Raw genomic sequence first — 23,361 nt, 5'->3', positions numbered from 1 at the left:
CGAAGCAGTTATGCCAGCACGGCGACGGCCTTGATGTGGGCCCAGAGTTGCTGCCCCGGATGCAGTTGCAACTGATCCCGGGAATAGCGGGTGATCCGCGCCAGCAGCGGCGTACCGGCCGCGTCCAGGCGCACCAGAACGTGGGCGGTGTTGTCGGCAGCAATCTCGCTGGTGACCGTAACGGGCAGCCGATTGAGGATGCTGCTCTGTTCGCCGCTGTGCAGGCTGAGGCTGACGTCACGTGCCTGAACCTTGAAACGCAGCGGTTGGCCGACCGCCAGCGGCGAGTGAGCCACACGCATGCTCAATGCGCTGCCGGGCAGTTGCAGGCTCAGCAGTTGGTAGTGACCGTCGTAGTCGCTGACTTTGCCCTCGATTACCACGCCCGCGTCGTCACCCAACGCCAAGGGCAAATCGAGGCGGGCCAGGGTTTCGCCGATGGGGCCACTGGCCAGGGCCTTGCCTTCGTGCAGCAGCACGAGATGGTCGGCCAGGCGCGCCACTTCATCCTGCGAGTGGCTGACGTAGAGCACCGGGATCTCCAGCTCATCGTGCAGGCGTTGAAGGTACGGCAGGATTTCGTTTTTACGCTGGGAGTCGAGCGCTGCCAGCGGCTCATCCATCAGCAGCAATTTTGGGCTGGTCAGCAGCGCGCGGGCGATCCCGACCCGTTGTCGTTCGCCACCGGACAGGTGTTGCGGATGCCGGTCGAGCAGATGGCCAATGCCCAGCAACTCGGTGGCGTGAGCCATGTCGACCCGCCGCTGGGAGCGCGGAATACGCCGCAGACCAAACTCCAGGTTGGCCAGCACCGAGAGGTGAGCAAACAGGCTGGCCTCCTGGAACACATAGCCCAGCGCCCGTTTGTGCGGGGCAACGAAGCACTTTTTGGCGCTGTCCTGCCAGACTTCATCGTTGATCTGGACGAAGCCCTGTTCGGCTTTTTCCAGGCCGGCGATGCAGCGCAGGCACGTGGTTTTGCCCGAGCCGGACTGACCGTACAGCGCCGTGATGCCACGACCAGGCAGGTCCAGGTCCAGATCCAGCGAGAAGTCCGGGTAGTTCAATTGCAGGCGTGCGCGAATCCGGGACGTCATCTATCAGCTCCAGCCGGCTTTGGTCTTGCGGCTGGAATACAGCGCCAGCAAAACCAGGAACGAGAACACCAGCATCGCCCCGGCCAGCCAGTGCGCCTGGGCGTATTCCATGGCCTCGACGTGATCGTAGATTTGTACGGACACCACACGGGTTTTGTCGGGGATGTTGCCACCGATCATCAGCACCACGCCGAACTCACCGACGGTGTGGGCAAAGCCCAGAATGGCGGCGGTGATAAAACCGGGGCGGGCCAGCGGCAGGATCACGCTGAAAAAGGTGTCCCAGGGATTGGCGCGCAAGGTCGCCGCCACCTCCAGCGGACGTGTGCCAATGGCCGAGAACGCGTTTTGCAACGGTTGCACGACAAAGGGCATCGAATAGAGCACCGAGCCGATGACCAGGCCGGCGAAGCTGAACGTCAGCGTGCCGAGGCCCAGCGACTGGGTGAACTGGCCGACGAAACCATGAGGTCCGAGGGCCAGCAGCAGGTAGAAACCGATCACGGTCGGCGGTAATACCAGGGGCAGGGCGACGATCGCCCCGACCGGGCCCCGCAACCAGGAACGGGTGCGTGACAGCCACAACGCAATCGGAGTGCCGATGACCAGCAGGATGGCCGTCGTCAGGGACGCCAGTTTCAGGGTCAGCCAGATGGCGGAAAAATCGGCACTCGATAAGGACATTTAGAGTTGGTAACCGTAGGACTTGATGACAGCCGCAGCTTTTGGCCCCTTCAGGTAGTCAACCAGTGCCTTGGCGGCCGGGTTGTCCTTGCCTTTATTGAGGATCACCGCGTCTTGTTTGATCGGGTCGTGCATCTCGGCAGGAACGATCCACGCCGAGCCGCCGGTGACTTTGCCGTCTTTATAGATTTGCGACAAGGCGACAAAGCCGATTTCGGCGTTGCCAGTAGACACGAACTGGTAGGCCTGGGTGATGTTCTGGCCTTCGACGATTTTGTCCTTGACCTTGTCGGTCAGGCCCAACTTGGCCAGTACCTGGGTTGCGGCCAGGCCATAGGGTGCGGCTTTCGGGTTGGCGATGGACAAGTGTTGGTATTGATTGTTCTTGAGCACCTGGCCTTTGGCGTCGACATAGCCGTCCTTGGCCGACCACAGCGCGAGGGTGCCGATGGCGTAGGTGAAGCGCGAGCCCTTGACGGTATCGCCTTCGCTTTCGAGCTTTTGCGGCGTGGTGTCGTCTGCCGACAGGAACACTTCGAACGGCGCGCCATTCTTGATCTGGGCGTAGAACTGCCCGGTGGCGCCATAGGCGGCGATCAGTTTATGCCCGGTGTCTTTTTCGAAATCGGCGGCAATGGCCTGGATCGGTGCCGTGAAGTTGGCGGCGACCGCGACTTGCACTTCATCGGCATGGGCCGTGCCCAGGGCGAATACGGCGAACAACGTCGTCAGGCAAGTGGGGGCGAAACGTGAGACACGAGTAGTCATGGAACGGCTCCGTAGGGCGAGTGAGGTGGGCAGTTTGTTGTTGTAAGTCGACTGCGCCGGGGCTGAGGTGAAACGCTATATAGCGGAATATATAGCGAATCAACGACGAACGGAACTCGCGGTACGGTCTGCGGATGGAGCCGTGACGGAAGCGGGCCGCACCGCGGATGCGGCCCTGATGTTCAGCGCGGGCTCAGCTTTGCCAGCGCTTCATCGGCCAGGTGCCAGGTCAACTCGGCGCTCGACAGCTCCCTGCCCAAGCGCAGTGCCTGCCCGGCCCAGAGGTTGCTGAACTGCGCTTCAGCCTTGGCCCGCAACGGCATCAGCGCACCGCCGGCGAGCGGGAAGGCTGGCGCAGCAGGGCTGATCGGACCGAGTTCGCGCATGATCCGATTGAGAATTCCGCGTGCCGGGCGTCCGGTAAACACGTTGGTCAGCGCGGTTTCGCTCTCTTTGGCGGTGCGTAAGGCGTGATGGTGAGACGCACTGACCTTGGCCTCCGGGGTGAACAAATAAGCGGTGCCCAGTTGCACGGCCGAGGCGCCGAGGGCGAATGCAGCAACAATGCCGCGAGCATCGCCAATCCCGCCAGCGGCGATCACCGGTACGCTCACGGCGTCTGCGATCTGCGGCACCAGGGCGAAGGTGCCGACCTGGCTGCTCAGGTCCTCGCTGAGAAACATCCCGCGATGGCCGCCGGCCTCGTACCCCATGGCAATGATGGCGTCGCATCCATGCTGCTCCAGCCACACGGCTTCCTGCACCGTGGTCGCCGAAGAGATGACCTTCGCGCCTGCGGCCTTGACCCGGTCTACCAGCGCTTTTTCCGGCAAGCCGAAGTGGAAGCTGACGACCGCAGGCCGGAATGCTTCAATGACTTCGCACGCTGCGTTGTCGAACGGCGCACGATTGGACACGGGTGTAGGTGCGTCGAAGTCCACGCCCAGTTCGTGATAGTAAGGTTCCAGCAGGTTTTTCCAGTCATGGGTGCGTTGTTCGTCGGCAACCGGTGGCTGATGGCAGAAAAAGTTCACATTGAAGGGGCGGGTGGTCTGCTGTTGGATGATCGTCAGTTCCTCGCGCAATTGCTCAAGGCTCAGCATGGCGGCGGGCAACGAGCCCAGGCCACCGGCGTTGCTGACGGCGATGACCATGGCCGACGTGTTGGCGCCGGCCATCGGCGCCTGGATGATCGGCAGGTCGATGCCGAACAGGTCAAGAATGCGGGTGTCAGGCCATTGGCTCATTTGAATTATTATCCGGCAACAGAAAAGACGATCATGGCGCGTTTGTATCAGGAGTGACTGGCGTAAGGCCAGCCGACTTTTCAGGCACAGGCTCAAGTTGCGTGTTGTAACTGATTGAGGTGATGGCACGGTTTTATGATCGATCCAGTTGTGATAAACCTCTGGCGCTATTTTTCCAGGCGCTCAATGCGCAGCCAAGGAGTGTGGATTCAATGGAAGTCAAACAACTGGATATTGCCCCGTTCAGTGTTTCGGGGTTGCAGGTACGCACGTTCAACCGCGATGAGCAGCAGCCAGAGACGGCGAAGATCGGCCCGATGTGGGGGCGTTTTTTTGCCGATCAGGCCTTCAGCAAAATTCCCAATGCTGTGGCGGAATCGCTGGTCTATGGCGTTTATTCCAATTACGAGTCCGATGCCAACGGCGCCTTCGACGTGACGGCGGGCCGAGTGGTGACCGCGCCCGCCAAGGACTTTGCGACCGTGGACATTCAGGGCGGGCGTTACCTTGTCTTCGAAGCCTCGGGCCCCATGCCCGAAAGCGTGATTGCCACCTGGGGCCAGGTCTGGCAGTACTTCGAAGAACATACAGAGATCAAACGGGCCTTTGTCAGTGATTTTGAGGCCTACAACGGCCCGGACTCGGTGTCGGTTTACATCGGCATTCGTTAAGCCTGGGGCGCGGTTTCGCGTTCCAGGAGCTGGCGTTTGCGCTCTATGCCCCAGCGATACCCCGAGAGGTTGCCATCGCTGCGCACCACCCGGTGGCAGGGAATGGCCACCGCCAGGCTGTTGGCCGCGCACGCCTGAGCCACGGCGCGCACCGCTTTGGGGGCGCCGATCCGTTGGGCGATCTCGGCGTAACTGGCGGTGCTGCCGGCGGGGATTTCACGCAAGGCCATCCAGACCCGCTCCTGAAACGCGGTGCCGCGCACGTCCAGCGGCAAGTCCAGGCCAAGGGCTGGTGCTTCGATGAAGCCGACGACCCTGGCAATCAACTGTTCGAAGTCGTGATCGGCACCGATCAGATTGGCCTGTCGGAATTTATCCTGAAGATCGCACACCAGCGCATGGGGATCGTCGCCCAACAGGATTGCACACACCCCGCGAGTACTTTGCGCCACCAGAATCGCCCCCAGTGAACACTGGCCGACAGCGAAGCGGATGTCGGTGTTCACGCCACCTGCACGGTAGTCGCTGGGTTTCATTCCTAGTACTTGATCGGCGGCCTCATAGAAGCGGCTGTTGGAGTTGAAGCCGGCGTCGTACAACGCGTGAGTAATCGACTGGCCGCTTTCGAGTTGCGCCCGGACTTTGCGTGAGCGGTGGGCGTTTCCATAGCCTTTGGGCGTCAGGCCAGTCACGCCTTTGAACACCCGGTGAAAGTGAAACGGGCTCATGCCGGCCGCATCGGCCAGGTCTGCCAGGCTGGGCAGGCTTTCGGCAGACTCAATCTGACGGCAAGCGATGGCGACCAGCGCGGCATGTTGGCTGGCAACATGGGTTTGATCGGCGGCAGCGCGTTTGCTGGGTCGGTAACCGGCGGCTTGAGCCTGTTCGGCGGAGTCGAAGAACTCGACGTTCCGGGGATTCGGCAGGCGCGCCAGGCTGCTGGGGCGGCAGTAGATGCCGGTGGTTTTTACCCCATAGACAAACTGCCCGTCTGCCCGAGGATCACGCGCCAGCACCGCCGCCCAACGAGGGTCGTTTTCGATGGCGCAGGGTGTGTGGTTGGAAGTCATGGGGTTCGATCCGGTGGCGAGTTGAGTTCAGGTTAACGTGCACGACCGACGCGAACACTCCGGGTCTTGCGCTCGAATTCCGCCGTTCAGCCTGCGGTGCGCAAGGTGAGGTTGATCCGTTGCGCCCCCAGTGTTGCATGATGACCGTCCTTGATCGGCAGTACCCCGTGATAGCGCAAACGGTCCACGCCACCCCAGACCACGACATCACCATGCACCAACGGCACTTTCCGATGGTTGTCGGTGCGTTTAAAACCACCAAACAGGAACACCGCTGGCAGGCCGAGGGACACCGAGACGATCGGCCAGGCGTAGGATCGTTCGTCTTTATCCTGATGCAAAGACATCTTGGCGCCTGGCAAGTAACGATTGATCAGGCACGCATCTGGCTGAAACGCGTTGAACCCCGCTTCAAGCGCCGCTGCCTGCGCCAGTTCAAGAAACACCCCGGGCATTTCGGGCCAGGGCTGACCGCTGCACGGGTCGGCGCGGGTGTAGCGATAGCCTGAGCGGTCGGTGGTCCAGCCCAGTGATCCGCAACTGCTCAAGCCCACGGACATCGTGAAACCGCCCGGCGTCACCATGTGCCGGAACGGTGCGGCGAGCAAGACTGACTCCAGTGCCGGCATCAAACGGCCGACCCACGACAGGGCAAACCCTTTGAGGACGAAGGATTGTTCGCCAATGGGTTCGGTCTTGATCGGCTGTGCGAGATCGCTGTCGCCAAACAGATCCAGGGTTGTCGGGTTCATGTGGTCACTGTGCATCGTGGAAAATCACACCAAGGGTATGCCGTTGACCACTGTGCAGGCGACTCACGCCGTGGCGCAAGTTCACGCGGCAATAGCCGCGCAGGCCTTTGACCGGTCGTTGGTGCACGGCAAAAATCACTGCATCACCTTTTTTCAAGCTTACAACCTGAGGGCGTGACTGCATGCGGGGGCGCTGTTCGGTCAGTACGAATTCACCGCCGGTGAAGTCCTTCTCGGGGGCTGACAGTAAAATCGCAACTTGCAGTGGGAATACGTGTTCGCCGTACAGGTCTTGATGCAGGCAGTTGTAGTCCTGCGGGCCGTAGCGCAGCAGCAAAGGCGTAGGACGTAACTGACCGGCATCGTGGCAGCGTTGCAGAAAATCGTCATGGTGCAACGGATAGCGTACCGCCAGGTTCATCTGTTCGTTCCAACGGTTCGCCAGCGGTACCAGGTGTGGGTACAGCGAGCTACGCAAGTTGGCAACCAGCGTTGGCAGCGGATACCTGAAGTACTGGTACTCGCCACGTCCGAAACCATGCCGGGCCATGATTACCCTGGAGCGGAACGGCGCTTGTTCGGGATACAGCGCAGCCAGGGCGTCACAGTCCTGCGCGCTGAGCAGTCCGGTGATCGTTGCGTGGCCATCGCCGTCCAGATCCTGTTCCAGCGCGGCCCAATCCAGGGCCGCGATATGCTGATGCAGATCGCACAGGCTCACCGGCGTGCCTCACGTTCCAGCAGCACATGCTTGCGCTCAAGTCCCCAGCGATAGCCCCCGAGGCCGCCGTCCTGGCGCACAACGCGATGGCAAGGAATGACCACCGCCAAGGGGTTCGCCCCACAGGCGTTGGCGACCGCCCGAAAGGCGCCCGGCTGACCCAACTGCCGGGCGATATCACGGTAGGTGCGCGTTTCGCCGAGCGGGATGTGTTGCAACGCCTGCCACACACGGCGCTGAAACTCGCTGCCGGTGACGAGGTCGAGCGGCACGCTCAGGGGGCGGTGTGGGGTGTCGAGAAAGTGCACGACGTGTTGCAGCGCGATTGCCAGGTTGTCGTCGCGCAGCAGTTGTCGGTTTTGTGCAAAGCGTCGTCTGAGGTCGGACTCGAGGGACGTCGGTTCATCGCCGAGCAACAGCGCGCAAAGTCCGGCGTCGCTGTAGGCCGCAAGCGCCACGCCGAGGCTGAAGCGGGTGCTGAGGTAGCGGATGCAGGAAACAGCGGGTGAAGGGAGTGTCGACATGATCAGGCTCCTGAACCAGGGGTTGAGAGGCCAGTCTAGGGAGCGTTCAGGCAGCGGACACTCCGCTGCTTGCGGTCGAACTCGGGGGATGACGTCCTTGTAGCTCCCCGACGGTTGAAACGTCTTACAGCGCTTTGCTGACGCGGATATCCGTGATCGTGTCACTCTTTTCGTGCATGGCATCCAGCACAGCCCGGGCTTCTTCCGGGGTGCCGGTTTCAAGCTGGGCGAACTCGAAGCGTCGTTCTCCGTTAAGCTTGTACTTGATAACGTACTTGGTCGTTTGGGCCACGGGCGTACCTGTCTGCTTTATTGCGGGTTGAAGATCAGCTCAGTTTCGAGCTGGACCGGCGAATAATCTTGATCGAGTGGGTGAGTGTCGGCTTGCGCGTAACACTGATGGGCCGACGATTGACCGTGTCGATGGTGATGTTCCAGAAGCCGGTGCTTGGTGCGGTGATTCTGGCTGGGAACGTATCGAACGCGCCGCCGTGATAGGTGTGGCGACCGCCATTCTTGAAACTGCGGAAGTTGGCGTCGTTCATCAGACGGATGTTGCACATTTGGGAGCATTGGATGACGACGATGTCATCTTCATTGAGGTGCTCGCGCTGGTGGATAAATTTCATGGGGCGCCTCCAGAAGGGCTTTTTCTACAAAATCAAAACGATAGCATGGGCGATGGCGCAGTTTATCAGCCCGAACGCTTTAATATCGGGCCGTTGCGCTGCGCTTTGACAATTAAAAACAGTTATCTGAGGGTTTATGAGCGATAAAACGGCAGTTGCCGGAGAAAAAATGGATTTTCGCTGTCGGAGCGTCTTTATTGGAGGTTTTGTATGAAGCGGGTCGTGTTGATGTTGGCGTTTGCATTGGGTGGTTGTGCGACAGTTTCGGACATCAGTCAAACGCCGCCCACCATGAATGTGATCTCTGGGAAAAAACCGCAGGAGTACGCTCGCTGCATCGTCGATAAACTGGCCAACAGCCGTGGTGCGTTGCAGATCGAGCCGCAGAAGGACGGTGTTCGCGTGATCGTCCCGAACAAGTTGTCCGCTGGCCCGACGGCGGTGTTTGATATCGAAAACCGCTCTGGGGGCAGCAGCATCAAGCTTCACGAAAGCATGTCCAACGTGCCTGTGCGCCCAGGCGACGTGGGTGATGCCGCCAACGCGTGCATTTCTGGCTGAGATTACCTGCGGCCCGCATGGCGTTTCCAGGAAGCCTGACCCGATACCGTCCAGGGTATTGCGTCAGGCTTTTTCACATCTGTCTGTCTCATCATTCTTAAACACGTCATTTCTGAAGCTTGCCAGGTCGGCATTGTGACTGGCTGAGCAATGACCTACTATTTGTAGGCTTATGCCGAGTAGGTCTAAGCATATAACTATAAGAATGGAGGTTGAGATGATCAGACATCGAATGATGTTGAGCAGCCTGATGCTCGTTGTCGCAGGCGGCGCCCATGCCGTCGAAGGGAAGAACGTCTACACTCAGGGCGGTGCGCAGCCCGGCGCCACGGCTTGTTTCGCGTGTCACGGCGGTGACGGGCTGGGTATGCCGGCCGCTGGGTTTCCCAGGCTGGCCGGTACCTCGGCCGCCTATTTAAGCAAGCAACTGCTGGACTTTAGAGCGGGCACGCGTGTCAGCCCGGTCATGCAGCCAGTCGCGAAAGCGTTAAGCGAAGCAGAAATCCAGGCGGTCGCTACCACACTGGCGGCGATGCCTGCCCCTCAAACACCGTTGGTGAACCGCACGGCCTCGCCCAAAAACCTCGGCGAAACGCTGGCGCTGCGCGGTGCCTGGGATCGCAGTGTTCCTGAGTGCGTGATGTGTCACGGCCCCGGTGGCATAGGCGTCGGCAGTGCATTCCCGCCGTTGGCCGCGCAACCCGCCAGTTATTTGGTGGCGCAGTTGAATGCCTGGCGCGACGGCACCCGGCATAACGATCCCGATGATTTGATGGGGCACATCGCCAAATCCTTGAGCGCGGATGAAATCAGCGCGGTCGCCGATTATTTCGCGACGCTGGGTAGCCAGGAGGTCAAGCCATGAGAACGCTTTCAGTGATGCTGCTGGCTGCCGTGAGTCTTGATGTTTACGCTGCGCCAATCGCGATGGACGATCAGTCCCAGTTGCAAACTCCGGCGGTTGCTGCGGGCGGGCGTACTTATTTCCAGCCGCCCGCCGAACATGAATTGCCGGATAACGCCTTCGGCAAAATGGTCATGCAAGGCTATGCGTTGTTTGTGGATACCCGGCGCCAGGCTCCGCAACTGGTCGGCAACGGGCTCAGTTGCAGCAACTGCCACCTCGGTCAGGGGCGTCAGGCCAATTCGGCGCCATTGTGGGGGGCGTACCCGATGTACCCGGCCTATCGCAAAAAAAATGACAAAGTGAACACCTTTGCCGAGCGCATTCAGGGTTGCTTCCAGTTCAGCATGAACGGCACGCCACCGGCAGCCGACAGCCCGCAAATTACCGCGCTGTCGGTGTATGCCTATTGGCTGGCGAGCAAGGCGCCAGTCGGTGTCGAGTTGCCGGGCCGAGGTTATCCCGATGTGCCGCAACCCGCCAAAGGCTATGACATCGCGCAGGGTCAGCAGGTCTACAACGCGCAGTGTGCGGTGTGTCATGGGGACAGCGGCCAGGGTCAGAAGGTCGGTCAGGATTACGTCTTGCCACCGCTGTGGGGTAAGGATTCCTACAACTGGGGAGCCGGTATGCATCGCATCAACACAGCGGCGTCCTTCATCCAGCACAATATGCCGCTGGGCAAGCCCAATACGTTGAGTGACCAGCAGGCCTGGGACGTGGCGGCCTTCGTCAACAGTCATGAGCGCCCGCAAGATCCGCGCCTGATTGATGGCTCAATCGAGAAAACCCGGCTGAAATACCATGCCAATGACGGCGTCAATGTGTACGGGCAAACCGTGAATGGCGTTTTGATTGGTCAAGGCATCCGATAAACTGTCGCCCATCGACCCAATGCCGCCCACGTCAGCACGTGGGCGGCATTGTCATTTTTGGGAGTCAGTCATGAAGCGTGAACAGGTGCGGGAGCGGCATGCAGAGGGTCATATCTCTGCGACCCATGTGATTCAGAATCCGGCGAATTCGGGTGAATGGATCGTGTTTTTCAAGAAAAGCGCCGGGCGCAGTTTCTTTCTGGTGGATGAAAACGACGAAGTGGAGTCCTTCAGCCGGCTCGACGACTTGATCGAGACCGTGCGCGGGCTCGGGATCAAGTTTGCCGAGATCCACATGTAACGACGCAGCGGGTGGTTACTTGCACACCACCACAACACTGCGGCTCTTGAAGTTGCCGACATCTGCGCCAAGGGTCTTGTCGCTCTCCTTGGTCGACGGTGTGCCGTCGGTGCCCACGATCCGATAACCAGTGCCCGCGCAGGAGGCATCTGCCTTTTCATAGCAGGTGGCCCAGGAGTTGGCTTCGCCAGAGCAGTCGATCGCCAGGCCTTGTTCGCCGTCGTCCAGATAAGTCTTGGACGCGGTGGCGCACCCGGACAGGGCCAGAACCGCAATCAGTGCCAGGTATTTTTTCATGTGAAGGTCGTCGTTCAAGGTAGAGGGTGTGCGGGGTGCGAACGCCCTGCGCCAAGATGCTATAGCGAACGGCCATCCTGGTACAGACAAACAAAAAGCCCTGCGGGTGGGCAGGGCTCTGGTCTTGCATTCGGTCTTACTCAGGTTTGGCGTTGCGGCGCCGTGGCGCAGCAGGCTGATCCTGGAACACGGAGGCCACTTCAATGGCCAGCGCCTCTGAAGGGAAGGGGCCGGCGATGTTCTCACCATTGGCGCTGTCGACCCACCACTGGCCATCTTTTGCCTGATTGATCAGGTAACCGTTCACGCTTTTTGCTGCCGACATCTATCTGCCTCGTTGGCTGGTTCAATCGCGCAATGATAGCGGGAAATCAGGAGTAGAGGTGTTCGCTGGTCTACAGTGATTCGATTGGCAGGTGGTTTTGGTGCGGCGAAACAGTCGATCAGCTGGCCGGCGCGGAACTATCTGCCTGATTATTTCTCTATGATGGCATCGGTTAGCCAGTGGGGGGCATTGTAAGGTGCCTGCCGCCTGATTAGACTGCGCCGAAACTCGTACACACAGCCCTTTCAAGGACTTTTATGATCAAGAAATGCTTGTTCCCAGCAGCCGGTTACGGTACTCGCTTCCTGCCAGCGACTAAAGCCATGCCCAAAGAAATGCTGCCGGTGGTGAACAAGCCACTGATCCAGTACGGCGTTGAAGAAGCGCTGGACGCTGGGTTGACCGAAATTTCCATCGTTACCGGTCGTGGCAAGCGCGCCCTGGAAGACCACTTCGACATCAGCTATGAGCTGGAAAACCAGATCAAGGGCACCGACAAAGAGAAGTACCTGGTCGGTATCCGCAAGCTGCTCGACGAGTGCTCGTTCTCCTACACCCGTCAGACCGAAATGAAAGGCCTGGGTCACGCGATCCTGACCGGTCGTCCGCTGATCGGCGACGAACCGTTCGCCGTGGTGCTGGCGGATGACTTGTGCGTCAACCTGGAAGGCGACGGCGTGCTGACCCAGATGGTCAAGCTGTACAAACAGTACCGCTGCACCATCGTCGCGATTCAGGAAGTCGACCCGCAGGAAACCCACAAGTACGGCGTGATCGCCGGCGATCTGATCGGTGACGACCTGTACCGTGTTCGCAACATGGTCGAGAAGCCGAAGCCTGAAGATGCGCCGTCCAACCTGGCGATCATCGGTCGTTACATCCTGACGCCGGACATCTTCAAGTTGATCGAAGAAACCGAGCCAGGCAAGGGTGGCGAGATCCAGATCACCGACGCCCTGATGAAGCAGGCGCAAGACGGTTGCGTGATTGCCTACAAATTCAAGGGCACTCGTTTCGATTGCGGTGGCGCTGAAGGCTACATCGAAGCCACCAACTTCTGCTTCGAGCACTTCTACAAGACGGGCAAGGCTTACTAATAGCGCTTAACCGACTTGTTCTGAAAAGCCACCTTCGGGTGGCTTTTTCATTTTTCGGGCCTGTGCCGTTCGCAGCGCTGACCGAAAAAGCTGCAGCGGGTATGCTGGTGGCCTGCCGAGGAGATTGAAATGGCTTACGATTTTGACCTTTATGTGATTGGCGCCGGTTCTGGTGGCGTACGTGCAGCGCGCTTTGCTGCCGGTTTTGGCGCAAAAGTGGCCGTGGCTGAAAGCCGCTATCTGGGCGGTACCTGTGTGAATGTCGGCTGCGTGCCGAAGAAGCTGCTGGTGTACGGCGCTCATTTCTCCGAAGACTTCGAGCAAGCGCAAGGTTTTGGCTGGTCGCTGGGTGAGGCGAATTTTGATTGGTCGACGTTGATCGCCAACAAGGATCGCGAGATCAACCGTTTGAACGGCATCTATCGCAATCTGCTGGTTAACAGCGGCGTGACCTTGCATGAGGCCCATGCCAAGGTGTGCGGGCCCCATGAGGTTGAAGTCAATGGTGAGCGTTACACCGCCAAGCACATACTGATTGCCACGGGTGGCTGGCCACAGGTTCCGGATATTCCAGGTCGCGAACACGCCATCAGCTCCAATGAGGCGTTTTTCCTCAAGGAACTGCCCAAGCGTGTTCTGGTCGTGGGTGGCGGCTATATCGCCGTCGAGTTCGCCGGGATCTTTCACGGTCTGGGCGCCGAAACCTCGTTGCTGTACCGGGGTGACCTGTTTCTGCGCGGATTTGACGGCGCAGTGCGCAAGCACTTGCAGGAAGAACTGACCAAGCGCGGGATGGATTTGCAGTTCAATGCCGATATCGAGCGTATCGAGAAGCAGGCCGACGGCAGCTTGAGCGTGACCCTCAAGGATGGTCGTGAGCAGGTGACGGACTGCGTGTTCTATGCCACCGGTCGCCGTCCGATGCTGGACAACCTGGGGCTTGAAAACACGGCGGTCAAACTCGACAAGAAAGGTTTTGTCGAGGTCGATGAGCTGTATCAAACCGCTGAGCCGTCGATACTGGCCATTGGTGACGTCATCGGCCGCGTCCAGCTGACGCCGGTTGCTCTGGCTGAAGGCATGGCCGTGGCGCGCCGGTTGTTCAAGCCTGAGCAGTATCGTCTGGTCGATTACGCGATGATTCCGACTGCCGTTTTCAGTCTGCCGAATATCGGTACGGTCGGGCTGACCGAGGAGCAGGCGCGCGAGGCGGGCCATGACGTGCAGATCTTCGAGAGCCGTTTCCGGCCGATGAAGCTGACCCTGACCGAGTGTCAGGAGCGGACCCTCATGAAGCTGGTAGTGGATGCCAAAACCGACAAGGTTTTGGGTTGCCACATGGTCGGCCCCCGAGGCAGGAGAGATCGTTCAAGGGTTGGCGATTGCCTTGAAGGCTGGCGCCACCAAGCGCGATTTCGACGAAACCATCGGCGTGCATCCTACCGCCGCCGAAGAGTTCGTCACCATGCGTACGCCTGTGGCGGGCTAATCGTCCTTCTGTGTTCCTGAAGTGCTTTCTGCCTCTGGTGTCGCCTTGGCGGCTGCCAGATGCAGGGCCTCCAGGCTGGCTTGCGCTTTCACGGCGCTCAGCTCCAGTTGCTTGATGACCTGAGCCTGTGCGTCGACGGATTGGCTGAGTGTCTGGCTCTCCAGCAGGGCCACGCGCAAGCGTTCCTGGAGGAGGGTGCATTCGGCGTCGGCGCGGCGGGTTTGTTCCAGTGACTGCTCCTGACGTTTTTCGCTCTGCTTGAGTTGATCCTGCAACAGGTTCAGCTCGCGCAGCGTGCCACGGTTTTCGGTTAGCAGGCGTTCGTTGTCGCGGTTGAGCTGGGTGATTTCATCCTGGCGTATCAACGCGCTTTGCTGGGCCTGGCGCAACTCCATCTGAATCTGTTGAACCTGCCCCTCATGGCGGCGTTGTTCCTGCTCGCGCTGATCCTTCACGGCGTTGCGGTAATGCTCAAGTGCGTCGCGGGCGTGCAGGTGTTTATCTTCCAGCGAGCGAATCTGCTCATCTTTGTCATTCAAGCGTAATTCGAAATCGCTCAGTGCCTGGTTCAGACCGGCGTTGCGGGTTTGCTCGGTCTGCAGCATGGAGCGGGTGTTCTGCAGCGTGCTTGTTTCGTGGGCGAGCGCTACGCCTTGGACCTCCAGTTGCTGCTTGAGCTGCGCCTGCGTCAGGAGGGCATTCGCCAGTTGTGCCTCAAGCTCCTGTTTTGCTTGGTCGAAGGAGGCCTGCGCGCGGTCAATCGGCTCTTGCGCCTGTTCCCGCAAGCGCTGCGCCAGTCGCGCCACCAGCGCGGTCAGTTCGCTGTCGAGCTGTTCTTGCGGGTCGTTGATGTGTTCGACGCCGTTATCCAGCTCTTTGAGGTAGCGATGGATGGTGGTTTTCGACCCGGTATTCCCCATTTCAATACGCACGGCATCAATGCTGGGGTGTTCGCCACGGGCGAGGATCGCCAAGCGTGCCGTTTGCACGAGTGCCTTGTTTACGCCGCCACGAGCCATGTTCTCTCCTACGATTTAGTACTGTGGTACGTACCACGTAAATTGCCTGTGTGCCATGTTATCGGTGATCCGTGTAAATTACAAAATATGACATGGGATATACTGGTATTACCCCGTGTGATGAGCGTTTTATGCGGTTTCGAGCGGCATTGCCGTACGTTTGCGAGGTTTGAGCTGATGACTGATCTGGATCTCTATCTGCAAGCGGCCACCCGTGATAACACCCGGCGCAGCTATCGGGCAGCCGTTGAGCATTTTGAAGTGAGTTGGGGCGGGTTCCTGCCAGCCACCAGCGATAGCGTGGCGCGTTATCTGGTGGCGCATGCCGGTGAGCTGTCGATCAACACGTTGAAGTTGCGTTTGTCTGCGTTGGCGCAATGGCACAACAGCCAGGGCTTTGCTGATCCGACCAAGGCGCCGGTGGTGCGCAAAGTCTTCAAAGGCATTCGCGCCTTGCATCCGGCGCAGGAAAAACAGGCTGAGCCGTTGCAGCTTCAGCATCTGGAGCGTTTGGTCGTGCACCTGGAGCTGGAAGCGACTGAGGCGAAGGCTGCGGGTGATCAGCCTGCATTGCTGAGGGCGCGGCGTGATGCGGCGTTAATTCTGCTTGGGTTCTGGCGCGGGTTTCGCAGCGATGAGTTGTGCCGCTTGCAGGTTGAGCATGTCCAGGTTGCGCCAGGCTCAGGCATCACTGTGTACGTGCCGCGCAGCAAGAGTGATCGCGAGAACTTCGGCAAGACCTATCAGACGCCTGCCTTGCAACGCTTGTGTCCGGTGCAGGGCCCTACATCGAGTGGCTCAAAGTGTCAGCGCTGGTGCGTGGGCCGGTGTTCCGTGGCATCGACCGCTGGGGCAATCTGGGCGAGGAGGGTTTGCACGCCAATAGCGTGATTCCGCTGTTGCGTCAGGCACTGGATCGCGCAGGCATTCCGGCCGAGCAGTACACCAGTCACTCGCTGCGACGGGGTTTCGCCACCTGGGCCCATCGCAGCGGTTGGGACCTCAAGTCCCTGATGAGTTATGTCGGTTGGAAGGATGTGAAGTCCGCCATGCGCTATGTTGAAGCCAGCCCGTTTATCGGGATGACCCGCATCGGCGAGCAACCTGTTGGTGGGTGATACAGGTTTCTTCTATTAATACTGTCGGCTAATAGCGAAAACCAATCAGCAACATCAGCTTTGCCAATGAGCCATCCGGCGATCGAGTGGTTAGGATTCACCTCATCAACTTTTCAACCCTGACGGAGAGTCAACGATGCCTATCATCAACAGCCAAGTTAAACCGTTCAAAGCCACCGCATTCAAAAACGGCGCATTCGTCGAAGTGTCGGACGCCGACCTGAAAGGCAAATGGTCCGTTGTGTTCTTCTACCCGGCTGACTTCACCTTCGTTTGCCCAACCGAGTTGGAAGACCTGGCTGACAACTACGCCGAATTCCAGAAGCTGGGCGTTGAAGTCTACAGCGTGTCGACCGACACCCACTTTGCTCACGCGGCATGGCACAACACTTCGCCTGCGATCGGCAAAATCCAGTACACCATGATCGGCGACCCGACCCACGTCATCTCCCGCAACTTCGACGTGCTGATCGAAGAAGTCGGCCTGGCTGACCGTGGCACCTTCGTGATCAACCCTGAAGGCCAGATCAAAATCGTCGAGCTGAACGACGGTGGCGTGGGCCGCGATGCGAACGAACTGCTGCGCAAAATCAAAGCCGCTCAGTACGTCGCTGCTCACCCGGGCGAAGTCTGCCCAGCCAAGTGGAAAGAAGGCGAGGCCACTCTGGCACCGTCTCTGGACCTGGTCGGCAAGATCTAAGTCTGTGAAGTACATCAGGGCGGATTACCGCACCTAAGTAAGCTGCACCGCCCTCAAAAACGCCCGGGCGAGATTCGCTCGGGCGTTTTTTTTACGATCAAAAAAAGGAAATCGCCCGTATGTTGGACGCCAATCTTAAAGCTCAGTTGAAGTCATACCTGGAACGGGTCACCCAGCCGATCGAGATCGTCGCCTCCCTCGACGACGGTGCGAAATCCCAGGAAATGCTCGCGCTACTCAAAGACGTTGCCAGTCTTTCCCATCAAATAACGTTGCTCGACAACGGAACGGATGCGCGCAAGCCATCGTTCTCGTTGAACCGCCCGGGAAGTGATATCAGCCTGCGTTTCGCCGGTATTCCCATGGGCCACGAATTCACTTCGCTGGTGTTGGCCTTGCTGCAAGTCGGCGGTCACCCTTCGAAGGCCAGTCATGAGGTGATTGAGCAGATCCGCTCGCTCAAAGGCGAGTTCAACTTCGAGACGTACTTCTCGCTGTCGTGCCAGAACTGCCCGGACGTGGTCCAGGCGCTGAACCTGATGGCGGTGCTTAACCCGAACATTCGCCACGTTGCCATCGACGGTGCGTTGTTCCAGGCTGAGGTCGAAGATCGCAAGATCATGGCCGTGCCGAGTGTTTACCTTAATGGCGTCAACTTCGGCCAGGGCCGCATGGGCCTGGAAGAAATCATCGCCAAGATCGACACCAGCGCCATTGAGCGCCAGGCCGAGAAAATCAACGCCAAGGACGCCTTTGACGTGCTGGTTGTGGGTGGTGGTCCAGCCGGTGCCTCGGCAGCGATTTATGCGGCCCGCAAAGGCATTCGTACCGGCGTTGCGGCCGAGCGTTTTGGTGGTCAGGTGTTGGACACCATGGCCATCGAGAACTTCATTTCCGTGCAGGAAACCGAAGGGCCGAAACTGGCGGTCGCGCTGGAAGAGCACGTCAAGCAATACGACGTCGACATCATGAACCTGCAACGCGCCGATAAGCTGGTGCCGGGTAAAAACGGCGAGCTGCACGAAATCAGGTTCGCCAGTGGTGCTTCGCTCAAGGCCAGGACCGTGATTCTCGCGACCGGCGCCCGCTGGCGCGAAATGAACGTGCCCGGTGAGCAGGAATACCGCAACAAAGGCGTGGCGTACTGCCCGCACTGCGACGGTCCGTTGTTCAAGGGCAAGCGTGTAGCCGTGATCGGCGGTGGTAACTCGGGTGTCGAGGCGGCCATTGATCTGGCGGGCATCGTCAAGCACGTGACGCTGCTGGAGTTTGATGTGCAGTTGCGCGCCGATGCGGTGTTGCAACGCAAGTTGCACAGTTTGCCGAACGTCACCGTCATCACTAATGCCCAGACCACTGAAGTGACGGGCGATGGCCAGAAGGTCAACGGTTTGCGCTACAAGGATCGTCAGTCGGGTGAAGTGCTGAATGTCGAGCTGGAAGGGATCTTCGTACAGATCGGTTTGCTGCCGAACACGGACTGGCTCAAAGGCACCATCGAGTTGTCACCACGTGGCGAGATCATCGTCGATTCGCGGGGCGAGACGTCAATGCCAGGCGTGTTCGCTGCCGGTGACGTGACCACGGTACCGTACAAGCAGATCGTGATTGCGGTGGGTGAGGGAGCCAAGGCATCGCTGAGTGCTTTCGACCACCTGATTCGCACCTCTGCGCCGGCTTGAGTGATCGATAGCGCAAAAAACAAAACCCCATGAGTCATCATGGGGTTTTTCATTTGTGGCAACGGCTGGTGTAGCCGCGAAGCTTGCTCGCGATCAGCGATGACGGGGCGATCAGGTAGTCGACGGTGTGCCTGTCGTGGGCAAGCCTTGCTCCTGCAAAGGCGGGAGTTACATCGGCGTCGGTTGAATGATCTCGACCCAGTAAGCATCCGGGTCCTTGATGAAGGCCAGGCTCTTCATGCGGCCGTCGTTCAGGCGCTTCTGGAAATCGCAGCCCAGCGCTTCGAAACGCTCGCACGCTGCACGGATATCCGGCACCGAAATGCAGATATGACCGAAGCCACGCGGGTCGGTGTTGCCATTGTGGTAGGCGAAGTCCGGATCGTTCTCGGTGCCGTGGTTGTGGGTCAGTTCGAGAATTCCGGGAATCGACTTCATCCACTCGGTGCGTGCCGCGGCGTCGGCCGGGATCTGGTTTTTGTCGGCCAGTGCCAGGAAGTACAGGCTGAACTCGGCTTCCGGGAAGTCGCGTTTTTCAACCAGGCTGAATCCCAGGATGCGGGTGTAGAAGTCCAGGGACTTGGTGATGTCCTTGACCCGCAACATGGTGTGGTTGAAGACGAAGTTCTGAGTCGAGGTGTCGGGCTTGGCGGTAACGCCGGGGAACGTGTTCAGATCGTGCAGGCTCATGGGCCCTCCAGAGAATAAGTGGGGCAAACGGTGCTCGCGCTGGCGAGCAGTCCCTTGGCTTGCGATTGATGGCGCTTCCTTGCAATGCGCCCATGATACGCAAGCGTTTGCGTCGAGCCAAAGCAAAAGCGTGGCTATTGCCTGACCGAGTGGCCGGGTTCAGACTTTGCTTCTTGTCTTGTGAGTAGTGACTGCAATGATCCGACCCCATCAAACCGCATTCGTGTTGCTCTGCCTGCTGATCGGAGCCACTGGCGCCCAGGCCGCCGACCCGGTCGTCACTTGGCCAGACGGATGGGAAATTGAAGCGCTGGCGCAAGAGGAGCCCGCACAGGTCTTGCGGCAACGTGCCGTGAAAAATGATCAAAGTGGCACGCCGGTCATGGTGATGGAGTTGACCACGACTCAGGTTGAAGCCGGGCATCAGGTCAATTTGCAGGGCGTGTTACTGGAAATGCGCAAGTCGGTGCAAAAAGACTTTGCAGCCAGCGGCTATCAAAGTGTTTGCAACAAGATCCATCCCGGCACGCTGGGTAGACTCGCGGCCCTTGAAACCACTTGCACGATCACACAGAACGGTCGCCACATACTGTCTCAAACGTTGGTTGCCGCGATTGATGCGGACAAGGCGTATGTATTTTCCTGTGCGGGGCAGGCAGAGGCTTACATCGCGAGTCAGAGTGAAGTGCAGAGCACGCGAAACAGTTTGAAACTATAGCTCGGCAGCTGTTAGATCTTGAAGCGAGCCTTGGCCTTATGTGTCGGCTATCCAAAGGCATTAAGTCAAAAGTTATGATGCCGATGGTGGCTTGGCGGTGATGCGGCTGGCAAGTGGTAGTTGGCGGCTGTTTGCCGCGAGAACGCCGAATATCGTCGCGTCAGATGTTTCTCATATACAAAAAAAGCCCTGCGGATGCAGGGCTTTCTTGTGCGGCACTGTTTAAGCGCGCAGCCAGGAATCAACGGTGCTGGCACCGTACTGTTCTTTCCAGGCTTTCAGGCCACGGTGATTGCCACCTTTGGTTTCAATCAGTTCGCCGGTATGCGGGTTCTGATAAACCTTGACCACGCGAGCGCGGCGGGTCTTGGGTGCAGCGGTCTGCTGCAGGCCGGACTTAAGGTTTGGATCAAGGATGGCGATGATGTCGCGCAGGCCTTTACCGTAGGTCTTCATCAGGCCCTGGAGCTTTTCTTCGAACTCGATTTCTTTCTTGAGCCCGGCGTCATTCTTCAGGGATTCCAGCTGTGCGAGCTGTTCTTGAAGGCGCTTTTCAGCGGCACGAAATTCAGCGAGTCTGGACAATGTCTTTACTCCAATAGTGTATTTGGCTGATACCAACCGCAAACAAAGCTATAAGCCTAGTGCTTTGAGGCGACTCGGTGATATTGGCTCACCCGTCGATCTAGTACAGGTATGAAAAAGTGTAGTAGTTAATTCGCCAAGAGTAAATCATGTCTTTTTCATGATGTAACTAGGCGCCGCCATTTGATTCGAAAATGTCCGCGAATCTTGTTGTATCTTGCACGATGAACGTAGGCAAGTGGCCAGTTAATGGCGATTCATCGCATTAACAAAGTCGGCCCCCGGCATGGGGCGAGCGAAGAGGTAGCCTTGTAGAAAGTTCACACTGTGGCTGGCGAGATAGTCCGCTTGCTCAGCTGTTTCTACGCCTTCGGCCACAATGCCCAGGTCGAGCTTGGCCGAGAGTTCGATAATGCTGTCCAGAATGTGCCGCGACAGTGCATCGACACCAATCATCGCGACGAAACTCTGGTCGATTTTCAGGAAGTCCACATTGAACTGACGCAAGTAGCCCAGGCTCGAATGGCCGGTGCCGAAGTCATCGATGGCGATCATCACGCCCAACTCATGCAACTGTTCGAAGAGCTGGTGGGTGATGTCGCTAGGCACGATCAGCTCTCGCTCGGTCAACTCCAGAATCAGTGCGACGCTACCGGGCGGGAAGGCTGCCAGGAACTCGCGGCAATCGCTGACAAGCGCCAGGTCATGACAGTGGTTGGCCGTGATGTTGATGCCGATGTGAAAGCGTTCGTGAAACTGCATCGCATGGGGGGCGAGCAGCGCAGCGGTTTGCTGCATCAGCGAGCGCGTCATTGGCACGATCAGCCCCGAATGCTCGGCAAAGGGGATGAACATGTCTGGCCGCACCAGACCTTCTTTTGGATGTTTCCAGCGCATCAGGACTTCAACGCCTGCCCATTGTTTGCTGTCGCCATGCACGACGGGTTGAAAGTACGGAATGAATTCCGCGGCTTCCAGTGCACGCTGCATTTCGTGACTGGGGGATGACGAACGTTTTTGCAACCAATGACCGATTGCCCCGGCAATGACTCCGAAAAAAATCAGCAGGCTGAACAAGGGCGGGTATTCGCTGGCCATGTAGCGCCAGACTTCCCCTTCGGGAAATCCTGCCTCAACTTCAAAGGCGTAACGGTTCGACAACAGGTGGGTTCGCGCCACCGGTAACGGCGGCAGGAGGCTGTCGTCGTGGACATGTCCGTCAGCCGATAACCAGTTGGGCCCCACTTGCAGTAACAGCAGGGTCTTGCGTCCGATCAGCCGCAATACGTTGCTCAGGTGATAGCCATCGAGTGTCGTCAGCGCCCCTTGCTTGCCTTCGCTGAGCCGGTAGACCAGTAACGCAGTGTTGGGTGTCACGGGATTACCGTTCATGAGCCACAACTTGCCTTGGGTGTAGTCGCCTGGATTGACCTTTTCCTGAAAGTCACCAAACAGCGAACTGCAATAGAGGTTGTTGTCCCATACCAGGTTGGTCGAGCGTACGAAGGGGCGGCGCGTGACCTGCTCGCGCAGGGGCCAGTTTGACGTCGGCGCAGGGCTGGCCCGCCAGCGGCAGCAGTTCCTGGGCGGCGATGGCAGTGTTGTCGAGCATCAAGTCGAATTGGCGAATGGCCTCTTCGGCAGTTTGCCGGGTGCTGTGTTCAAGCCCCCGTTCAGCTTGCATGTACAGGATGGTCAATCCCAACAGCATCGGAAGCAGGCCGCTCAACAGGGTGATTGCAATCCGGATGGCGGGTTTACGGCGTGCTTTGAGAGTCAGGGGCATCTGCGAAACCTGAAAGGGTGGGGTGGGGCTCTCAAATGCAGGCAGGACGACGTTCGCCTCCTCAAAAGCGTTCAGCTACAGGCCATGATAGATCGCACTTCGGGTTTGCGCTTTTCAGGCGTAGTTCAGGCTTTGAGCCAACTGAATGAATGCCAGGGTGGCGGGTGAAGATTGGCGACGGTCCAGCACGGCCAGCCCGATCCGGCGTTTGACGGCGGGCGACAGTGGTTTTTTCACAAAACGGCTGTCAGGGTGATTGGGCAGTGAGCGTTCTGCGACAACCGTCAGCGCATCGCCACGGCCGACAGTGTCGAGTGTGCTGAGCAACTGCGAACAGCGATAGCGAATGTTGGGCGTCAACCGGGCAGCGCTGAACAACCGCGAAACCAGCTCCGAGGAGCCCGCTTCGGTGAGAATGAACGGGTCCTGGCACAAGTCACTCAGGCTCAGGCTGTCGCGCGTGGCGAGAGGGTGTTTAGCAGGCACCAGCGCAACCATCTGGTCTTCAAGCAGCGCGACAGTGTCAAAACGCTCCTCGGGCAGCACCACAAATCCAATGTCGATGCGCCGTTCCTCAAGCCACTGCACGACCTGGCGATCCGGCCCTTCGTCAATGTGGACCTCTATCCCGGGGTGCGCTTCGCGAAACGGCTGCAAGATCTGCGGCAGTAAAGTGATCGACGAGGTCGGCCCGAACGAGCCAATGCGCAACGTGCCGCGTTTCATTCCCCGAGCATCCGCGGCTTCCTGGCGCAGGGTATTGGCCAGTCCGAGCATGGCGCGGGCGCGCATCAACAACTGTTGGCCGATATCGCTGAGTTCAATCTGCGACGGGTGCCGGTTCAGTAACTCGACGCCCAGTTCCTGCTCCAGTGATTTGATGGCGTGGGACACCGCCGATTGGGTGATGCCCAAACGGTTGGCCGCGTTGGTAAAACCGCGCAGTTCGGCCACGAGGGCGAAGATTTCAAGTTGAGTCAGGGTCATGAGTATTTGCTCATTTTACGATGATCATGCATTAGGCAAAGAATAGGTCATCTGCATGACTCAC

The 23,361-nt window shown here is 58.8% G+C and carries 27 protein-coding genes and 2 pseudogenes; 12 read left to right on the top strand and 17 right to left on the bottom strand.

The genetic code is table 11. From position 1 onward, the window contains the following. Positions 1-8 precede the first annotated feature (8 nt). The 4 genes from modC to AABM54_RS14475 form a co-directional block, all read right to left on the bottom strand. Positions 9-1,097 (bottom strand): molybdenum ABC transporter ATP-binding protein, encoded by a 1,089-nt coding sequence (modC, locus tag AABM54_RS14490; RefSeq protein WP_347900678.1) that lies wholly within the window; start codon positions 1,095-1,097, stop codon positions 9-11. A 3-nt stretch (positions 1,098-1,100) separates the two neighbouring features. Next, entirely contained in the window at positions 1,101-1,781 is a 681-nt protein-coding gene (gene modB, locus AABM54_RS14485; protein ID WP_347900677.1) for a molybdate ABC transporter permease subunit, read from the bottom strand. Next, positions 1,782-2,549 carry a molybdate ABC transporter substrate-binding protein gene (gene modA, locus AABM54_RS14480; RefSeq protein WP_347900676.1) on the bottom strand — a complete coding sequence of 256 codons (768 nt, stop codon included), beginning with the start codon at positions 2,547-2,549 and terminating at the stop codon, positions 1,782-1,784. A 182-nt stretch (positions 2,550-2,731) separates the two neighbouring features. Beyond that, positions 2,732-3,796 (bottom strand): nitronate monooxygenase, encoded by a 1,065-nt coding sequence (locus AABM54_RS14475; protein WP_347900675.1) that lies wholly within the window; start codon positions 3,794-3,796, stop codon positions 2,732-2,734. A 212-nt stretch (positions 3,797-4,008) separates the two neighbouring features. On the opposite strand from AABM54_RS14475, the gene AABM54_RS14470 reads away from it, so the two are divergent. Further along, the gene (locus tag AABM54_RS14470) at positions 4,009-4,467 is read left to right on the top strand and encodes a GyrI-like domain-containing protein (protein WP_347900674.1); all 459 of its coding nucleotides are present in this window, start codon (positions 4,009-4,011) and stop codon (positions 4,465-4,467) included. On the opposite strand, the gene ada is transcribed toward AABM54_RS14470, so the two are convergent. The 6 genes from ada to AABM54_RS14440 all read right to left on the bottom strand — a co-directional run bounded on the left by ada (position 4,464) and on the right by AABM54_RS14440 (position 8,163). Then, on the bottom strand, positions 4,464-5,537 hold the full coding sequence (ada, locus tag AABM54_RS14465; protein ID WP_347900673.1) for a bifunctional DNA-binding transcriptional regulator/O6-methylguanine-DNA methyltransferase Ada: 1,074 nt from the start codon (positions 5,535-5,537) through the stop codon (positions 4,464-4,466). The genes AABM54_RS14470 and ada overlap by 4 nt on opposite strands. Positions 5,538-5,623: 86 nt before the next feature. Further along, on the bottom strand, positions 5,624-6,304 hold the full coding sequence (gene alkB, locus AABM54_RS14460; protein WP_347900671.1) for a DNA oxidative demethylase AlkB: 681 nt from the start codon (positions 6,302-6,304) through the stop codon (positions 5,624-5,626). Further along, complete coding sequence (locus AABM54_RS14455) at positions 6,294-7,010, bottom strand: 2OG-Fe(II) oxygenase (RefSeq protein WP_347900670.1); 717 nt, start codon at positions 7,008-7,010, stop codon at positions 6,294-6,296. The genes alkB and AABM54_RS14455 overlap by 11 nt, the downstream gene beginning before the upstream one ends. After that, positions 7,007-7,534, bottom strand: coding sequence for a methylated-DNA--[protein]-cysteine S-methyltransferase (locus AABM54_RS14450; RefSeq protein ID WP_347900669.1), 528 nt, complete (start codon positions 7,532-7,534; stop codon positions 7,007-7,009). Before AABM54_RS14450 ends, AABM54_RS14455 begins: the two co-directional genes overlap by 4 nt. Positions 7,535-7,658: 124 nt before the next feature. Further along, a complete protein-coding gene (locus AABM54_RS14445) occupies positions 7,659-7,826 on the bottom strand; it encodes a hypothetical protein (RefSeq protein WP_347900668.1) in 168 nt (55 codons plus the stop codon). Between the two features lie 34 nt (positions 7,827-7,860). Then, positions 7,861-8,163, bottom strand: a complete 303-nt coding sequence (locus tag AABM54_RS14440; protein WP_007900033.1) for a DUF1883 domain-containing protein — start codon at positions 8,161-8,163, stop codon at positions 7,861-7,863. Positions 8,164-8,373: 210 nt separating this feature from the next. Between AABM54_RS14440 and AABM54_RS14435 the strand changes: the two genes are divergently transcribed. The 4 genes from AABM54_RS14435 to AABM54_RS14420 all read left to right on the top strand — a co-directional run bounded on the left by AABM54_RS14435 (position 8,374) and on the right by AABM54_RS14420 (position 10,804). Continuing rightward, positions 8,374-8,724 (top strand): hypothetical protein, encoded by a 351-nt coding sequence (locus tag AABM54_RS14435; RefSeq protein ID WP_347900667.1) that lies wholly within the window; start codon positions 8,374-8,376, stop codon positions 8,722-8,724. A gap of 217 nt (positions 8,725-8,941) precedes the next feature. Continuing rightward, the gene (locus AABM54_RS14430; protein WP_347900665.1) at positions 8,942-9,589 is read left to right on the top strand and encodes a c-type cytochrome; all 648 of its coding nucleotides are present in this window, start codon (positions 8,942-8,944) and stop codon (positions 9,587-9,589) included. A 62-nt stretch (positions 9,590-9,651) separates the two neighbouring features. Then, a complete protein-coding gene (locus AABM54_RS14425; protein WP_347906204.1) occupies positions 9,652-10,503 on the top strand; it encodes a c-type cytochrome in 852 nt (283 codons plus the stop codon). Positions 10,504-10,573: 70 nt separating this feature from the next. Beyond that, positions 10,574-10,804 (top strand): hypothetical protein, encoded by a 231-nt coding sequence (locus AABM54_RS14420; protein ID WP_123424855.1) that lies wholly within the window; start codon positions 10,574-10,576, stop codon positions 10,802-10,804. A gap of 15 nt (positions 10,805-10,819) precedes the next feature. Here AABM54_RS14420 and AABM54_RS14415 read toward each other — a convergent pair whose 3' ends face one another. Both AABM54_RS14415 and AABM54_RS14410 read right to left on the bottom strand, forming a co-directional pair. Continuing rightward, positions 10,820-11,101: a hypothetical protein gene (locus AABM54_RS14415; protein ID WP_347900664.1), complete on the bottom strand. Its 282-nt coding sequence runs from the start codon at positions 11,099-11,101 to the stop codon at positions 10,820-10,822. A 136-nt stretch (positions 11,102-11,237) separates the two neighbouring features. Continuing rightward, positions 11,238-11,426 (bottom strand): hypothetical protein, encoded by a 189-nt coding sequence (locus AABM54_RS14410; RefSeq protein WP_347900663.1) that lies wholly within the window; start codon positions 11,424-11,426, stop codon positions 11,238-11,240. A gap of 257 nt (positions 11,427-11,683) precedes the next feature. Between AABM54_RS14410 and galU the strand changes: the two genes are divergently transcribed. Next, a complete protein-coding gene (gene galU / locus AABM54_RS14405; RefSeq protein WP_095108460.1) occupies positions 11,684-12,523 on the top strand; it encodes a UTP--glucose-1-phosphate uridylyltransferase GalU in 840 nt (279 codons plus the stop codon). 129 nt (positions 12,524-12,652) lie between these two features. Further along, positions 12,653-14,012, top strand: a pseudogene (gene gorA, locus AABM54_RS14400) (glutathione-disulfide reductase). Here the strand turns inward: gorA and AABM54_RS14395 are convergent. Then, positions 14,009-15,031: a DNA-binding protein gene (locus tag AABM54_RS14395; protein WP_347900662.1), complete on the bottom strand. Its 1,023-nt coding sequence runs from the start codon at positions 15,029-15,031 to the stop codon at positions 14,009-14,011. The pseudogene gorA and the gene AABM54_RS14395 sit on opposite strands and share 4 nt — an antisense overlap. A 177-nt stretch (positions 15,032-15,208) precedes the next feature. Between AABM54_RS14395 and AABM54_RS14390 the strand changes: the two genes are divergently transcribed. From AABM54_RS14390 to ahpF, 4 genes are all read left to right on the top strand, one after another. Next, entirely contained in the window at positions 15,209-15,922 is a 714-nt protein-coding gene (locus AABM54_RS14390; RefSeq protein WP_347900661.1) for a hypothetical protein, read from the top strand. Next, positions 15,904-16,149 (top strand): tyrosine-type recombinase/integrase, encoded by a 246-nt coding sequence (locus AABM54_RS14385; protein ID WP_347900660.1) that lies wholly within the window; start codon positions 15,904-15,906, stop codon positions 16,147-16,149. The genes AABM54_RS14390 and AABM54_RS14385 overlap by 19 nt, the downstream gene beginning before the upstream one ends. A 136-nt stretch (positions 16,150-16,285) precedes the next feature. Next, positions 16,286-16,849, top strand: a complete 564-nt coding sequence (gene ahpC / locus AABM54_RS14380) for an alkyl hydroperoxide reductase subunit C (RefSeq protein WP_347900659.1) — start codon at positions 16,286-16,288, stop codon at positions 16,847-16,849. Positions 16,850-16,968: 119 nt separating this feature from the next. Continuing rightward, on the top strand, positions 16,969-18,531 hold the full coding sequence (gene ahpF, locus AABM54_RS14375) for an alkyl hydroperoxide reductase subunit F (RefSeq protein WP_347900658.1): 1,563 nt from the start codon (positions 16,969-16,971) through the stop codon (positions 18,529-18,531). 168 nt (positions 18,532-18,699) lie between these two features. On the opposite strand, the gene gloA is transcribed toward ahpF, so the two are convergent. Next, complete coding sequence (gene gloA / locus AABM54_RS14370) at positions 18,700-19,221, bottom strand: lactoylglutathione lyase (protein WP_347900657.1); 522 nt, start codon at positions 19,219-19,221, stop codon at positions 18,700-18,702. Positions 19,222-19,417: 196 nt separating this feature from the next. On the opposite strand from gloA, the gene AABM54_RS14365 reads away from it, so the two are divergent. Further along, entirely contained in the window at positions 19,418-19,939 is a 522-nt protein-coding gene (locus AABM54_RS14365; protein WP_347900656.1) for a DUF4946 domain-containing protein, read from the top strand. A gap of 222 nt (positions 19,940-20,161) precedes the next feature. Here the strand turns inward: AABM54_RS14365 and AABM54_RS14360 are convergent, their stop codons facing one another. The 3 genes and pseudogenes from AABM54_RS14360 to AABM54_RS14350 form a co-directional block, all read right to left on the bottom strand. Next, complete coding sequence (locus AABM54_RS14360; protein ID WP_347900654.1) at positions 20,162-20,524, bottom strand: histone-like nucleoid-structuring protein, MvaT/MvaU family; 363 nt, start codon at positions 20,522-20,524, stop codon at positions 20,162-20,164. 246 nt (positions 20,525-20,770) lie between these two features. Further along, positions 20,771-22,310: pseudogene (locus AABM54_RS14355) on the bottom strand (EAL domain-containing protein). Positions 22,311-22,424: 114 nt separating this feature from the next. Beyond that, positions 22,425-23,297, bottom strand: a complete 873-nt coding sequence (locus tag AABM54_RS14350) for a LysR family transcriptional regulator (protein ID WP_347900653.1) — start codon at positions 23,295-23,297, stop codon at positions 22,425-22,427. Positions 23,298-23,361 lie beyond the last annotated feature (64 nt).

The organism is Pseudomonas purpurea (assembly GCF_039908635.1).
GTDB lineage: Bacteria > Pseudomonadota > Gammaproteobacteria > Pseudomonadales > Pseudomonadaceae > Aquipseudomonas > Aquipseudomonas purpurea.
Note: the sequence above shows the minus strand (reverse complement) of the source record. Positions and strands in the feature narration are given on the sequence as shown.